Below are 12,149 nucleotides of genomic sequence, written 5' to 3'. Positions count from 1 at the left end.
GGCCCGGGCATAGTAGGTGCGTCCTGGATGGGACATGGCGCGAAAGCGCCGTCGCATGAACTCCGCACAGCAGAACAACAGCACCACAGGGGGATAAGGCGCCATGCCATTCATACGCCGTTCCACCGCGGCGGCCGCCGCGGTGGCCGCACTGCTCGTGGCTACCGCGTCGGCCTGCGGACCGAATGAGGACAAGGCCGGTTCCGAGTCGACCTCGCCGGCCGCTGCCGGTCAGCAGGGTGATGACGGGGTCAAGCTGCCGGAGGGCGTTCCGACGAGTCTGGACGACCTGAAGAAGTGGAAGCAGGGCGGCTGGAAGGACTGGGACAACTGGGCGCGCGACGCGTCCGATTTCGCCAATCCCGTCATCAAGAACTTCTGGCAGCCGTCCCGGATGTCCAAGGCGAAGGACTCGCCCAACACGCTCTCCGCGCAGAGCGCGGGCGAGGACCGGGCCGCGACCGATCCGGAGCCGCCCGCCGTACCGGCCAAGCAGGTCTCGCGGCCGTACCACCGGAACATGGCGCCGGTCGGGAGGGTGTTCTTCGACAGCCCCGAGGGGCCGATGGTCTGCTCGGGCACGGTCGTCGAGGACCCGGCGCACCCGGGGAAGTCGAACCTGGTGTGGACCGCGGGCCACTGCGTGCACTCCGGCAAGAAGGGCGGCTGGATGCGCAACATCGTGTTCGTGCCGTCGTACAACGACAACGGGCTGTCCGCCGCCCGCACGGAGACCGCGGCCCAGCGTGAGGTCACCCCGTACGGCGTGTGGTGGGCGAACTGGTCGCAGACCTCGTCGCAGTGGATCAACACGGGCGGCAAGACGGGCAACGTGGGCTCCGCGTACGACTTCGCGGTGCTGCATGTGAAGCCGGAGAACGGCGGCGGCAAGTCGCTGCAGGAGACGGTCGGGGCCGCCGCGCCGGTGTGGTTCGGGGCGCCGTCGGCGAAGAAGGTCAGCTCGATCGGGGCGTACGGCTACCCGGCGGCGCCGCCGTACGACGGCGCGAAGATGTTCAATTGCACCGGCAGGCCCGGCCGGCTGTCGTTCGCGCCGACCACGCCGACCATGTACCGCATCGGCTGCTCGATGACCGGCGGCACCTCCGGCGGCGGCTGGTTCGTCAACCGTGGGGGCAAGACGGTGCTGGTGTCCAACAGCTCGATCAGCTCGAACGAGCACACCTGGCTCGCCGGTCCGCATCTGGGGGCCGAGGCGAAGGGCGTGTTCGACGCGATGAGCAAGAAGTTCGCCGCGCAGGGATGAAGCGGCTGACGGAGGAGGGAACCCGCTCCGGCGACGGGGCGGGTTCCGCCGTATGGACCGTGCGGCCGCATCACATCGCCGCGTTCGGCTTCACGCTCAGCGGCGCGGCCCTCTACGAGCGGCTGCGCGGCGGGCGCGTCTACGTGCTGTGCGACGCCTCGCCCCTCCTCGGCCGCCTCACCACCGTGGCCCTCTGCCTGGTGGCGGCGGCCGCGGTGCCGGCCGTGTTGGGTGCCTGGGTGGTGCAGGAGAAGGCGCCGCGGCACCGCGCGGTCCCCTGGGTCTTCCTCGCCGTGATCGCCGCCCTGATCGTGGCGGCGGACGGGGTCGACGCATACGGCGAACGCGAAGCGGCCGTGATCGCCGCCCATGAGGGTTCCGGGGGCGCCGGGCGGTGTGGCGAGGCGGCGCGGATCTACGAGGCGACGCCCGGCTGGTTCTTCTGGTGAACGGCGGCGTCCTCCGGGAGAGCGAGCGGCTTGCCGAAGCAGCGGCTCAGCTCGTCGAAGCGGTACAGCCCGAACTTCGTCACCGGCACATAGCCCGACGAGGTGTACAGCGCGATCGCCTCGGGCTGTTTGAGGCCGGTCTCCAGCACCATCCGGGTGCGGCCCGCCGCCCGGGCGCTGTCCTCCAGCGCCGCGAGGATCAGCCGGGCCAGCCCGCGTCCGCGCGCCTCCCGTACGACGAACATCCGCTTCAGCTCGGCGTCCCCGTCCTCGTATCCCTCGTCGTTCCGGTCCTGGCTGCGCCAGCCGCCGGTCGCCACCGGGCGGCCGGTCTCGTCGTAGGCGATGAGGTAGAGGCCGTGGGGCGGGTCGAAATGGGCCACGTCCAAGGGCGTCATGTCGCCCTCGTCGTCGTAGCGCTCGGCGTACTCCGCCTGCACCTCGTCGTTGAGACGTACCGCGTCGGGGTGGTCGAAGCGCACCGGTCGGATCTTCACGCGGGGGATCGTACTTCCATGCGACGGGGGCGGCAGCGGATTTTCCATGTCGTATCGTGCCGTAGTGCTCTCCGTGACGACCGTGAATGTGAACGGGCTGCGTGCCGCCGCCAAGAAGGGCTTCGTGCCCTGGCTGGACGGTACCGCGGCCGATGTGGTGTGCCTCCAGGAGGTGCGCGCCGAGCCGCGCGAACTGCCCGAGGCCGTGCGCGAGCCGGACGGCTGGCATGTGGTGCACGCCCCGGCGGCGGCCAAGGGCCGGGCGGGGGTGTCGGTGTACGCGCGGCGCGAGCTGGAGGGTGTCCGGGTCGGTTTCGGGTCCTCCGAGTTCGACGGCAGCGGCCGCTATGTGGAGGTCGATCTGCCGGGCGTCACGGTCGGCAGCCTCTATCTGCCCTCCGGTGAGGTCGGCACCGAGCGGCAGGACGAGAAGGAGCGCTTCATGGCGGAGTTCCTTCCGTACCTCAAGGAGCTGCGCGAGCGGGCGGCGGCCGATGGGCGCGAGGCGCTGGTGTGCGGCGACTGGAACATCGCCCACCGGGAGCCCGACCTGAAGAACTGGAAGGCCAACCGGAAGAAGTCCGGGTTCCTGCCGGAGGAGCGCGCCTGGCTGTCGCGCGTCTTCGAGGAGGGGAGTTACGTGGACGTGGTGCGCGCGCTGCACCCGGAGGTCGACGGTCCGTACTCCTGGTGGTCGTACCGGGGGAGGGCGTTCGACAACGACGCGGGCTGGCGCATCGACTACCAGGTCGCCACCCCCGGGCTCGCCGGGCGGGCGCTGAAGGCGGTCGTGGAACGGGCGCCCGCTTACGACCAGCGGTGGAGCGACCACGCCCCGGTGACGGTCACCTACGGCGCCGCTCACTGATCCGGCGGCGGGCGCCCGGGGTCCTCCGCGCGCCCATCCGCCCGTTCCGCCAGACCGGCCCGCAGCCGGCGGTCCATGGCCATCGACAGCTCGGCGTCCACGACGCTCTTCGCGAGGGGCCGCAGCCGCTCCACGGTCTCGCCGATCTCCTCGCCGCACCTGTCCGCGTCGGTCAGCACATGGCTGATCACCAGTGTGGCGAAGGTCTCGGCGATGGCGTCCACATGCTCCCGGACCTCGCGCCCGGCCGCGAGGACGGCCGACAGTGGGATGCCCTGGGCGACCAGGGCGCGCGAGGTGTCCAGCAGCCGGCGGCTGATGTGCACGATGTCGTCGCCGTCGACCGCGAGATAGCCGATGTCGAGGGAGACGGTGAGGTTCTCCGCGGTGGCCTCGTCGTCGAAGTAGTCGGCGAGGGCCTGCGGGGTGAGCCGGACGGGGGTCTCCTCGGACCAGGCCGGAAGGCCGCCGTCCAGCCCCAGTAGCTCGCCGACGTCCCGCCGCCCGCTTTCGAACGCGGCCATCAGCTCGGCGATCCCGCCCAGGGTGTGTCCGCGCTCCAGCAGAGCGGTGATGGTCCGCAGCCGGGCCAGGTGGTGGTCGTTGTACCAGGCGATACGGCCTTCCCGGCGGGGCGGCGGGATCAGCTTGCGCTCCCGGTAGAAGCGCAGGGTGCGCACGGTGATCCCGGCCCTCTCGGCCAGTTCCGTCAGCCGGTACTCGCGTACCTGGTCCGCTTCGCTCATCGCCACAGCAGCAGCCTATGTCGAGGACGGTCGGGTGTGACCGCCGGTAACTCGGTTATCCACAGCCCCTACCGCTCGCCGGATCCCTGTCCTACGCTCCCATCGTGCCAGTGAACGCTGGCGCGGTTACGGGCGGTTCAGGCCGTTCAAGCGGTTCAGGCAGTCAAGGCAGTTCGAGCGGCGGGAGGCGGCGGCATGGCGGCTGGGCTGACGGATGAGCACGTGCGGGTGGCGGTGATCGGGTCCGGATTCGGGGGGCTGGGCGCGGCGGTGAGACTGCGCCGCGCCGGCATCACCGACTTCGTGGTCCTGGAGCGGGCCGACGCGGTGGGCGGGACCTGGCGGGACAACAGCTATCCGGGCTGCGCCTGCGACATCCCCTCCCACCTCTACTCCTTCTCCTTCGCCCCCAACCCCCACTGGCCACGCGCCTTCTCCGGGCAGCGGCACATCCGGGCCTATCTGGAGCGGGTCGCCGACACCTTCGGGCTGCGGCCGCATCTGCGCTTCGACGCCGAGGTGCTGGCCCTGCGCTGGGACGGGGCGGCGCTGCACTGGGAGATCGAGACCGCGCGGGGGCCGCTGACCGCCGATGTCGTGGTGAGCGCGACCGGGCCGCTCTCCGATCCGAAGATCCCGGACATCCCCGGGCTCGACGGCTTCCCCGGCAAGGTCTTCCACACCGCGCGCTGGGACCACGGCTACGACCTGCGCGGCAAGCGGGTCGCGATGGTCGGCACCGGCGCCTCGGCCATCCAGATCGTGCCCGAGATCCAGAAGGAGGCGCGCAGGCTCACCCTCTTCCAGCGCACCCCGCCCTGGGTGCTGCCGCGCATGGACCGCCGGATCACCGGCGCCGAGCGCTGGCTGCACAGCAGGCTGCCGGTCTCCGGGGCGCTGCGCCGCGGGCTGCTGTGGGGACTCCGGGAGTTGCAGGTCGGGGCCTTCACCAAGCGTCCGGCCGAGCTGGGGTTCGTGGAGCGGCTGGCCGGGGCGCACATGGCGCGGGCCATCAAGGACCCGGTGCTGCGGGCCAGGCTGACCCCCCGCTACCGCATCGGCTGCAAGCGCATCCTGTTGTCGAACGACTACTACCCGGCGCTCGCCCAGCCGCATGTGGAGGTGGCCGGCGGGCTCAAGGAGATCCGCGGCGCCACGCTGATCGGCTCCGACGGCACCGAGACCGAGGCCGACGTGATCATCTTCGGGACCGGCTTCCACGTCACCGACATCCCCATCGCCCAGCGCGTGACCGGGGCGGCGGGCACCACGCTCGCGGAGGAGTGGAAGGGCGGCATGGAGGCGCTGCGCGGCGCCAGCGCGGCGGGCTTCCCCAACTTCCTGACGATCATCGGGCCCAATACCGGGCTCGGCAACAGCTCGATGATCCTCATCATCGAGGCCCAGCTCAACTATGTGACCGACTATCTGCGGCAGTTGGACGCCCTCGGCGGCAAGGTCGCGCTGGACGCGCGTCCGGCGGCGGTCCGCGCCTACAACGACATGGTCCAGGAGAGGATGAAGCGCACGGTGTGGAATTCGGGCGGCTGCGACAGCTGGTATCTGGACAACGGCCGCAACACGACCCTGTGGCCGGGCTCGACCAGCGAGTTCAAACGGGTCACCCGGCGGGTGCGGCTCGCGGAGTACCACGTGCTGCGGCAGCGGACCGGAGCCGCCCGGGGCGCGGAGTCCGCCGCGGGGAGGGGCTCGCGATGAGGCGCACCCGCTACGTCCCCTCCGGGCCGTATGCCCCGCCGGCCGGCGCGCATGAGCTGACCGTCACCTCGGCCGACGGCGCCCGGCTGCACGCGGAGCTGCACGGGCCCGCCGACCCCGCCGCTCCCGCCGTCGTCCTGGTGCACGGCTGGACCTGCTCGACCGCGTTCTGGGCGCCGGTCCTGCGGGAACTGGCCGCCGACCACCGGGTGATCCTGTACGACCAGCGCGGCCATGGCCGCAGTGCCGCCCCCGGCCCCGGCGGCTACAGCACCGAGGCGCTGGCCGACGACCTGGAGGCGGTGCTGGAGCAGACCCTGGAGCCGGGCCGCCGGGCCGTGGTCCTGGGCCACTCGATGGGTGGGATGACGGTGATGGCCGCCGCCGGCCGTCCGGCGCTGCGCGAGCGCGCCGCCGCCGTGGTGCTGTGCAGCACCGGCGCCTCCCGGCTGATCGAGCGGGCGCGCGTGGTGCCGCTGCGCTCCGATCGGCTACGGGCGCGGATCCATCGCGCGATCCTCGGCGCGCGGGTCCCCATGGGGCCGGTCACGCCCCTCGCCAAGCGTCTGCTGCGGTACGGGACGATGGGCCCGGGTTCCGCCCCCGCCATGGTGGAGGCCTGTGCGCAGATCGTGCACGCGTGCCCCCGCGCCGTGCGCGCCGCCTGGGCGCATGTCATGGGCGACCTCGATCTGGACGCCCGCGTCGGGCTGCTGACCATGCCGGCCGCCGTCATCGTCGGCACCGCCGACCGGCTGACCCCGCCCGAGCACGCCCACGCCATAGCGGCCGCGCTGCCGCACTGCACCGGCCTCACCGAGCTGCCCGGCCTCGGCCACATGACCCCCGTGGAGGACCCCGGGGCGGTGAGCCGCGTGGTCCGCCGCCTCGCCGCGGACCACGGGGGAGCCTCGCGAGGCCCCATGACCGACGGCGACCCCCACGCAGTTGAGGAGAAGACGACATGAGCGCGCGCGGGAGTCTGGAGGGCCGGGTCGCGGTGGTGACCGGCGCGGCACGGGGAATCGGCGAGCTGCTGGCGCGCAAACTGTCCGCGCGCGGTGCCCGGGTGGCGCTGGTGGGCCTGGAACCCGAGGAGCTGAAGCGGGTGTCGGAGCGGCTGCCCACCGACTCCGGCCACTGGCACGCCGATGTCACCGATCCGGAGGCGATGGCCCGGGTCGCGCGGGAAGTGGTGGAGCGCTTCGGCGCGGTGGACATCGTGTGCGCCAACGCCGGGGTGGCCACCGGCGGTCCGTTCCTGGACACCGACGAGACGGCCTGGCGGCGGGTGGTCGAGGTCAATCTGCTGGGCAGCGCCACCACGGCCCGCGCCTTCCTGCCCGCGCTGATCGCCAGCCGTGGCTATCTGCTGCAGATCGCCTCGCTCGCCGCGATCGCGCCCGCGCCGATGATGACCGCGTACTGCGCGTCCAAGGCGGGGGTCGAGGCGTTCGCGCACTGTCTGCGCGCCGAGGTGGGCCACCGGGGCGTAAGCGTCGGGGTCGGCTATCTCAGCTGGACCGACACGGACATGATGCGCGGCGCCGACCGGGACGAGCTGATGCGGGAGTTGCGGACGCGCATGCCGTGGCCCGCGGGGCGTACGTATCCCCTGGGTCCGGCCGTGGACCGGCTCGTCGCCGGGATGGAGCGGCGCTCGGCCCATGTGTACGCGCAGTGGTGGCTGCGTGGGACGCAGCCGTTGCGCGGTTGTCTGCCCGCCCTGATCGGGGCGGTGGGGCGGCGGGAGATGCGCAGGGTCGAACCCCGGCTGGCGGCCACCCGCGGTCAGCGCGGCCATCTCGTGGGCGAGGGCGGCGCGGCGGACGAGCGGGCGCGCGCCGCCCGTACGCAGCGTGACCGGTAACTGTCTGTCAACCGCGCTGACCTGGGAATTCGATGGGTGAGGTCGATCGAAATGCGGAGTATGTCCCTGCGTGTAACTCTGGTCGGGCCCGATCCCTTTCACCCGATGAGGAGTGACACAGATGGGGAAGGACGAGTTCAGCGAGAAGGCCCAGCAGGCCAAGCGCAAGGCGCAGGGCCAGCAGGGCCAGCAGGCCCAGCGGGGTCAGCAGGGGCAGCGAGGCCAGCAGGCCCAGCGGGGCCAGCGGGGTCAGGAGCCGCGCCGCGACCAGGACCGGCCCGAAAGCCGTGAACAGGCCGAGCGTATGGGCCGGGAGCGCCGCCAGCAGGGCATGGGCGACGAGATGCGGGACCAGGAGCCCTTCGAGGAGATGTAAGCCGTCTCGTCGACGGGGTAGTGAAGAGTGTGCGCGAGGGGGCGCATCCGTCAGGGGATGCGCCCCCGGCACGCATGAGTCAGCTCAGTTCATGCGCTCAACCGTCGCTCCGCGCTCAACCGTCGCCCCGCGGGGGGAGTTTCGGGCGTCGCCGGTCCGGTACCTGGCCATAGCCCGGTGGGGCCGCGGCCGGATGCCGTTCCAGCAGGTCCAGCGCCGTACGCACCGCGACCCCCAGCTGTGGATGGCGGCCCTCCGCCCAGTCCAGCGGGGAACGGGGCGCCGGGATGTCCGGCTCCACGCCATGGTTCTCGACCCCCCACCCGTAGGCGTCGAACCAGGCGGCGTTCATCGGCACCGTGATCGTCGTACCGTCGCCGAGCGGATGGCGGCCGGTCATGCCGACCACGCCGCCCCAGGTCCGCAGCCCCACCACCGGGCCGATGCCCTGGATCTTGAAGGCCGCGGTGATCATGTCGCCGTCGGAGGAGGTCGCCTCGTCCGCGACCGCGACGATCGGCCCGCGCGGCGCGTTGCTGGTGTACGACACCGGCTGGGCGTTGCGCGTGAGGTCCCAGCCCATCACGGTGCGGGTCAGCTTCTCGACCACCAGCTCGCTGATGTTGCCGCCCGCGTTCCCCCGGACGTCCACGATCAGCGCGGGGAACGACACCTCCCGGCGCAGGTCCCGGTTGAACTGCGCCCAGCCGGAGCCGCCCATGTCCGGGATGTGCAGATAGCCGCACCGCCCGTCGCTCAACTCCCGTACCACCGCCCGCCGCCTGGCCACCCAGTCCTGGTAGCGCAGCGGCCGCTCGTCGATCAGCGGGACGACCGCGACCCGGCGCGGCGGGCCCTCGCCGTCCGGGGCGGCGAAGGTCAGCTCGACGGTGGTGCCCCCCGCGGCGGTCAGCAGCGGACAGGGGCCGGCCACCGGATCCACCGGGCGCCCGTCGACATGGGTGAGCCGGGCGCCTTCGCGGATGCCGGAGCCCGCGAGCGGCGAGCGCGCCCGGGAGTCGGAGGACTCGCCGGGCAGGATGCGGGAGACCTGCCACGACCCGTCCTCGGTGGGTGTGAAGTCGGCGCCGAGCAGCCCGATGGGGCGCTGGTAGTGGGCCGGGCCCTCGTTGCGGCGCGCGGCCTGGACGTAGGCGTGCGAGGTGCCCAGTTCGCCCAGGACCTCGCGCAGCAGATCGGCGAACTCGTCCGGGGAGGCGACCCGTTCGACCAGCGGCCGGTACTGGCCGAGCACCCCGTCCCAGTCGACGCCGCACATGCCCGGCTCCCAGAAGTAGGCCCGGGTGATGCGACCCGCCTCCTGGTACGCCTGCCGCCACTCGGCCGCCGGGTCCACCGTGTGCTGGATGCGGCGCATGTCGATCTGGACCGTGGAGTCGCTGTCGCCCGACTCGGTGGCGGGCACCGCCCGCAGATCGCCGTCGTCGATGACGACGAGCCGGGAGCCGTCGCCGCTGACCCGGAACCAGTCCAGCTCGCTGGTGAGTTCGGTGCGCTTGGCCTTGGCCAGGTCGAAGTGTTCGAGGGTGGGGCGGTCGGAGGTGTCGGCGGGGTTGGCGAACGTCTCGCCGAGCGCGCCCGAGATCGGCCAGCGCAGCCACACCAGGCCGCCGCCGCTGACCGGCCACAGCGAGGAGTACTTGGAGGCGGCCACCGGGAAGGCGGTGACCCGGCTGGGCAGCCCCTCCACCTCGACGGTCACCGTGCCGTCGCCGTCCCCGCTCCCGCCCCCGTCGCCGTCGTCCGGGTCGAGCCCGCCCGCCGCCGGCCGGCCCTCGGGGGACAGGGCGAAGGGCGAGGGCGTGGCGGAGGACAGCGGTACGAGATAGGGGCGGCAGCCGAGCGGGAAGGACAGGTCGCCGGTGTGCACGTCGTAGACGGGGTCGAAGCCGCGCCAGGACAGGAAGGCGAGATAGCGGCCGTCGCTGGTGAAGACCGGTTCCTCGTCCTCGAACCGCCCGCTGGTCACGTCCACTATGGTCCGGTCCGTCAGCCGTGCGATCTTGATGGAGCGCAGGCTGCGCCCGATGCCGGGATGGGACCAGGCCAGCCAGGCCGAATCGGGTGAGAAGGCGAGGTCGGCGACCGGGCCGTTGAGTGACCGGACCAGCTCGGTGACCTCGCCGTCCCCGTCCGCGGAGGTGTCCACGAGCAGCAGCCGGCCGTCGTTGGCGGCGATGGCGAGCCGGTCGCCGTCGGGTGAGGGCTCCATCTCGTGCACCCGCCCCAGCCGGCCCGCGGCCAGCCGCCGTGGTTCGCCCGTCTCGCTCGCCCGCGGCAGATAGGCGATCTCGATCGCGTCCTCGCCCTCCGCGTCCGTCACATAGGCGACGCGCCCGCTGGAGCCCAGGATCTCGGGCATCCGCACCCGGACGCCCGGGGTGTCGGCGAGCGTGCGGGCGGGGCCGTCGCGGTGGGTGAGCCAGTACAGGCTGCCGCGTACGCACACCGCGCTCGCCCGGCCGGTGGTGTCCACGGACAGCGAGTCGACGTGGGAGGCGGCCGGCACCTGATAGGGCCGCCGCCCGGCGCGCGCCCCGCCGAGCCGAACCCGCAGCCGCCGGGGCTCGGCGTCCGGGCCGAGGTCGTCCACCAGCCACAGGTCCCCGGCGCACTGGTAGACGACGCGGCTGCCGTCGGTCGAGGCGTGGCGGGCGTAGAAGTCGTCGTGGTCGGTGTGGCGGCGCAGGCCGGTGCCGTCGGGCAGACAGGAGTAGAGGTTGCCGACGCCCTCGTGGTCGGAGAGGAAGGCGATGCGCCCGCCGACCACCATGACCGAGTCCAGATGGCCGTCGAGTTCGGGCAGCAGCCGGGTGCCGCCCAGCCACAGCCGGCCGGTCGCGCCGCCCCGGTAGCGCTTCCAGGAGGCGGGCTCGTGCGGCGGCTTGCCGGTGAGCAGCAGGGTGCGCCGCTCACCGTCCGGGCCCTGGTCGCCGACGGGGATGCCGGGCGCGGCGACGTTGGCCACGGCGATGTCGGCCACGGCGATGTCGGCCACCGGCCCCCAGGGCAGCCGGCTGCCGGGGCTGCCGTCGGTGGGCAGGCTGTAGGCCCAGGAGAAGTGCGAGAAGGGCTGGCCGTGCGAGGACACGGCGAGGATGTGGGAGGCGCCGTCCTGGTCGGGTGGCGTCCAGCCGCATACCCGGGCGTCCTCGCTGCCCCAGTAGGTCAGCCGCCGGGTGGGGCCGCCGTCCACGGGGGCGAGGTGGATCTCGGGGTCGAGGCTGCGCCAGTTCGTGTACGCGATGTGGGAGCCGTCGGGGGAGAAGCGGGGGTGACCCACCCGGGTCCGGTCGACGGTCAGCCGCCACGCCCGCCCGGGCGGCTCGCCGCGGGCGGTCAGCGGGGCGACCCACAGATCGTCCTCGGCGGCGAAGCACAGCAAGTCGCCGTGCAGATGCGGAAATCGCAGATACGCGCGGTCGGTGTCGCTGGTGTCCCTCACCTCATCCATGGTTTCGGCCCCGGTCCGGCAAAGCAACTCGGTTCTGTGACGCACACCACGAGCGAAACGACATGGTTTCGCTGTCGGGGTGGCCCGGGTGGTCGTATGGTTTGAAGAGTACGAAACCGTTTCGTTCGAAAGGGGAGCGCCATGCCGACGGCCCAGCCCGCCGACCAGCCGGTCGACGACCGGCCCACGGCCCGGGTCCGCCGCAGCCGGCTGTCCCCCGAGCGGGAGGGCGAGCTGTACGAGGCCGTGGTCGAGCTTCTCGGGGAGGTCGGGTACGACGCGCTGACGATGGACGCCGTCGCCGCGCGCACGCATTCCAGCAAGGCCACGCTCTACCGCCAATGGAAGAGCAAACCGCAGCTGGTGGCCTCCGCGCTGCGGCACACCAAGCCCGTTTCGCTCCAGGACGTCGACACCGGATCGCTGCGCGGCGACCTGCACGAGATCGTGCGGTGCACCGAGAGCGCCCGGGAGCGTGACGCGGCCCTGATGAGGGGGCTGGCCCAGGCGGTCCACACCAATCCGGACCTCCACCAGGCCCTCCGGGAGCTGCTGTTCCATCCCGAGTTGGACGCTCTCCAGGCGCTGCTGCGGCGCGCCGTCGACCGGGGCGAAGTGGCTCCGGACAGACCCGCCTTGGGTTACGTCGTGCACATGATGTGCGGCGCCCTCGTCGCCCGGTCGCTGATCGACGGCGAAGAGCCGGATGCCGCCTATCTCAGCGCCTACATCGACGCCGTGGTCCTCCCCGCCCTCGGCCTCTGACCCTCCCCACCCCGCACATACCCCATACGGACATACGGACCAGCCGGCGCGCCGCTCTCGTCGCCGGTCAGGTCACGCACACCTGCCAGCAGTGACACCGACTCGACGGGAGCATCT

At 72.5% G+C, this 12,149-nt stretch carries 11 protein-coding genes; 8 read left to right on the top strand and 3 right to left on the bottom strand.

What is annotated here, in order from left to right; genetic code table 11:
- Positions 1 to 103: 103 nt before the first annotated feature.
- Positions 104 to 1,267 carry a hypothetical protein gene (locus tag ABZ562_RS34145; protein WP_361487318.1) on the top strand — a complete coding sequence of 388 codons (1,164 nt, stop codon included), beginning with the start codon at positions 104 to 106 and terminating at the stop codon, positions 1,265 to 1,267.
- On the top strand, positions 1,264 to 1,716 hold the full coding sequence (locus ABZ562_RS34140) for a hypothetical protein (RefSeq protein WP_361487315.1): 453 nt from the start codon (positions 1,264 to 1,266) through the stop codon (positions 1,714 to 1,716). Before ABZ562_RS34145 ends, ABZ562_RS34140 begins: the two co-directional genes overlap by 4 nt.
- On the opposite strand, the gene ABZ562_RS34135 is transcribed toward ABZ562_RS34140, so the two are convergent.
- The gene (locus tag ABZ562_RS34135) at positions 1,683 to 2,213 is read right to left on the bottom strand and encodes a GNAT family N-acetyltransferase (protein ID WP_361487313.1); all 531 of its coding nucleotides are present in this window, start codon (positions 2,211 to 2,213) and stop codon (positions 1,683 to 1,685) included. The genes ABZ562_RS34140 and ABZ562_RS34135 overlap by 34 nt on opposite strands.
- A 64-nt stretch (positions 2,214 to 2,277) precedes the next feature.
- On the opposite strand from ABZ562_RS34135, the gene ABZ562_RS34130 reads away from it, so the two are divergent.
- Positions 2,278 to 3,081 (top strand): exodeoxyribonuclease III, encoded by an 804-nt coding sequence (locus ABZ562_RS34130; RefSeq protein WP_361487310.1) that lies wholly within the window; start codon positions 2,278 to 2,280, stop codon positions 3,079 to 3,081.
- Here the strand turns inward: ABZ562_RS34130 and ABZ562_RS34125 are convergent.
- The gene (locus ABZ562_RS34125) at positions 3,075 to 3,827 is read right to left on the bottom strand and encodes a MerR family transcriptional regulator (protein WP_361487373.1); all 753 of its coding nucleotides are present in this window, start codon (positions 3,825 to 3,827) and stop codon (positions 3,075 to 3,077) included. The two genes, ABZ562_RS34130 and ABZ562_RS34125, sit on opposite strands and share 7 nt — an antisense overlap.
- Before the next feature lie 195 nt (positions 3,828 to 4,022).
- Between ABZ562_RS34125 and ABZ562_RS34120 the strand changes: the two genes are divergently transcribed.
- The 4 genes from ABZ562_RS34120 (at position 4,023) to ABZ562_RS34105 (ending at position 7,792) form a co-directional block, all read left to right on the top strand.
- On the top strand, positions 4,023 to 5,546 hold the full coding sequence (locus ABZ562_RS34120; RefSeq protein ID WP_361487308.1) for an NAD(P)/FAD-dependent oxidoreductase: 1,524 nt from the start codon (positions 4,023 to 4,025) through the stop codon (positions 5,544 to 5,546).
- A complete protein-coding gene (locus ABZ562_RS34115; protein WP_361487305.1) occupies positions 5,543 to 6,514 on the top strand; it encodes an alpha/beta fold hydrolase in 972 nt (323 codons plus the stop codon). The genes ABZ562_RS34120 and ABZ562_RS34115 overlap by 4 nt, the downstream gene beginning before the upstream one ends.
- Positions 6,511 to 7,416, top strand: a complete 906-nt coding sequence (locus ABZ562_RS34110) for an SDR family oxidoreductase (protein WP_361487303.1) — start codon at positions 6,511 to 6,513, stop codon at positions 7,414 to 7,416. The genes ABZ562_RS34115 and ABZ562_RS34110 overlap by 4 nt, the downstream gene beginning before the upstream one ends.
- Positions 7,417 to 7,537: 121 nt before the next feature.
- Positions 7,538 to 7,792 (top strand): hypothetical protein, encoded by a 255-nt coding sequence (locus tag ABZ562_RS34105; protein WP_361487301.1) that lies wholly within the window; start codon positions 7,538 to 7,540, stop codon positions 7,790 to 7,792.
- Between the two features lie 115 nt (positions 7,793 to 7,907).
- On the opposite strand, the gene ABZ562_RS34100 is transcribed toward ABZ562_RS34105, so the two are convergent.
- On the bottom strand, positions 7,908 to 11,267 hold the full coding sequence (locus ABZ562_RS34100; RefSeq protein WP_361487299.1) for a S41 family peptidase: 3,360 nt from the start codon (positions 11,265 to 11,267) through the stop codon (positions 7,908 to 7,910).
- A gap of 141 nt (positions 11,268 to 11,408) precedes the next feature.
- Here ABZ562_RS34100 and ABZ562_RS34095 point away from each other — a divergent pair, with 141 nt between their 5' ends.
- The gene (locus tag ABZ562_RS34095) at positions 11,409 to 12,032 is read left to right on the top strand and encodes a TetR/AcrR family transcriptional regulator (RefSeq protein ID WP_361487297.1); all 624 of its coding nucleotides are present in this window, start codon (positions 11,409 to 11,411) and stop codon (positions 12,030 to 12,032) included.
- The last annotated feature ends 117 nt before the right edge of the window (positions 12,033 to 12,149 follow it).

The organism is Streptomyces sp. NPDC019937, from assembly GCF_040631655.1.
Lineage (GTDB): Bacteria > Actinomycetota > Actinomycetes > Streptomycetales > Streptomycetaceae > Streptomyces.
The sequence above is the reverse complement of the archived record's forward strand: the minus strand, read 5'-3'. Positions and strand labels throughout refer to the sequence as shown.